Genomic DNA, 513 nt, shown 5'->3' with positions numbered 1-513 from the left:
ACTAAAAACATGATGCGCTAAAACCCGCATAAACACTGGGGTGTAAATATTTTATCCATAAAAATCTGGAAGTCGGGAAAGGATTAAGGAAAATTTGCTCTTGGAATGGTGCAACGTTATCTCAAGTTGTTACAAAAATTGAACAGGTCGAGTTAGCTTCATGAGGCAGCCCTGGTGCAATCCGCGCCTAAATTTTAACAAAAAGCACGCCTCATTCTGGTTGATTTCGCTCGCAGTAGACTTCAACTGCAAAATTTAGGTTAAATCAGCGGGAGCCGCGTGTAGAAAAGTTTTTTTGCTTGTTTTTTGACCTGTTTTGTTATAGGATGCAGTCTTTATAATAATAACAGACAGGAGCGCCATGCATGGCTAATCTTCCTGAGGGCATGGCTAATCTTCGTGATCTTCCTGATGAGCTTGTAAGTGAGATTTTTCGTTTACTTGTTTTAGATTCTGGCTTGCCAGCACTAACGGCTATTAGAGCTACCGCGACACATTACCGGACCCTTTTAG

The organism is Gammaproteobacteria bacterium CG11_big_fil_rev_8_21_14_0_20_46_22 (genome assembly GCA_002796245.1).
GTDB lineage: Bacteria > Pseudomonadota > Gammaproteobacteria > UBA12402 > UBA12402 > 1-14-0-20-46-22.
The sequence above is the reverse complement of the archived record's forward strand: the minus strand, read 5'-3'. Positions refer to the sequence as shown.